Source organism: Variovorax sp. 05N34 (genome assembly GCF_056397405.1).
In genome coordinates this window covers 1-1,677 of the sequence record NZ_JBFTNI010000029.1, presented here as the reverse complement: position 1 = coordinate 1,677, position 1,677 = coordinate 1, and the positions used below count along the sequence as shown (strand labels likewise).

The window sequence follows — 1,677 nt, the reverse complement described above, 5'->3', positions numbered from 1 at the left end:
CTGACCACGCTGCCGCCCTTGACCGCGACTGCCGAGGCCGACACTGCGAGTTGGTTCGCCTGCCGCGCGTTGTCCGCGTTCTGCTTCACCGTGGAGGTCAGCTCTTCCATCGAAGCCGCCGTCTCTTCCAGCGAACTCGCCTGCTCTTCGGTGCGCGAAGACAAGTCCTGGTTGCCCGTGGCGATCTGGCCCGAGGCCGTCGCGATCGTGTCCGTACCCGTACGTACTTCACCCACAACTCTTGCCAGGCTGTCGTTCATGTTTTTCAGCGCCTGCATCAACTGGCCGGTTTCGTCGCGGCTTGCCACCTCGATGCGGCTGCCCAGATTGCCTGCCGCCACGGTCTCCGCCACTTGCACGGCCTTTCCGAGCGGACGCACGATGCCCACCGTCAGCCACCAGCTGGCAAGCGCACCCACCAGCAGGGCAATGGCCGACAGCGCCATGAGCCAGAGGCGGCCGGTTTGGTGATCCTTTCCGATGCCCTGGGCGGCTGCATCGATCTGCTCGCGCTCGTGGGCAGCAAGATTGGCGACCGCCTTCTCGTATGCGACCAGCCCGCCCGCGAATTCCTTGTCGGCAAACGCATTGGCGCCTTCCCAGTCATTGCCCGCCTTGAGCTTGTTGAGCGTCGCGAGCAGCTCGAGCACGACACGGCGCGCCTCGGCGACTTCGCCATAGCGCTTCTTTTCTTCCGGCGAAGTCATCACTTCTTCGATCCGCTTCTGCAGCGGGTTGGTGAGCGCCTGGCCCGCGGCGAGCTCCTTCTTGAAGTACGCCTCGGTGGTGCTGTCCATCGACTTGACCATCGCTGACGTCCGCACGATGTTGGCCGCGAGCAGCGACGACCATTGGGCGACCAGGCGCTCCTTGGCCAGCGGGCCCTCAACCATCTGCTCCACTGCATCGCCCACGTTGCCCAGGCGGATCATGCCGGTCGCGGAGACGCCCGCCATCAGCACCAGCATCGCGGCGAAGCCGGCGCCCAGACGCGTGCCAATCTTCATATCCTTGAAACTCATCGCACTTTCCTTGGTGAATTCGAATCGACAGAGACGGCGCGCCGAGGCGCCTTGGAGCGTTGACGTACCTTCCCTATCTATCGGCAGTCAGCAGCAAAAGTTGAGGCCTGAATGCTCCTCGCGATGAGGTTTCGCTGAAGGCCTCCGTTTCAGAACTCGGTCCAGTCGCCTGCGCTGGCCGTCGCTGCTTCAGGCGCCTTCGCACCCTGCTTGGGGCCAGGCCGCGGACTCGGAAGCTTGGGTGGAGGCAAAGAACGACCGGGTGATGCGTGACGGGCGTGCGCCAACGTGGGCGCGAGATCCGCCGAGTCGTCCTCCAGCTTGAACATGCCCACGACCTCCGAGAGACCGCCGGCCTGCTCCTGCAGCGACTGGGCGGCGGCCGATGCTTCTTCCACGAGTGCGGCGTTCTGCTGCGTCACCTGGTCCATCTGCGTGATCGCCTGATTGATCTGCTCGATGCCCGACGTTTGCTCCTGGCTGGCCGCAGTGATCTCGCCCATGATGTCCGTCACACGCTTGACGCTCTCGACGATCTCTTCCATGGTCTTGCCGGCTTCGCCCACCAGCGCGCTGCCCGCATCCACCTTGCCCACCGAGTCATCGATGAGGCCCTTGATTTCCTTCGCCGCCGCTGCGGAGCGCTGTGCAAGGC

General features: G+C 64.4%; 2 protein-coding genes. Both read right to left on the bottom strand.

All coding sequences use genetic code 11. The features are described from left to right. The coding region (locus AC1DMA_RS30090) for a HAMP domain-containing protein (RefSeq protein ID WP_478146475.1) at positions 1-1,022 on the bottom strand (1,022 nt) is incomplete at its 3' end. Between the two features lie 149 nt (positions 1,023-1,171). After that, on the bottom strand, positions 1,172-1,677 hold a 506-nt coding region (locus AC1DMA_RS30085), incomplete at its 5' end, for a methyl-accepting chemotaxis protein (protein ID WP_478146474.1).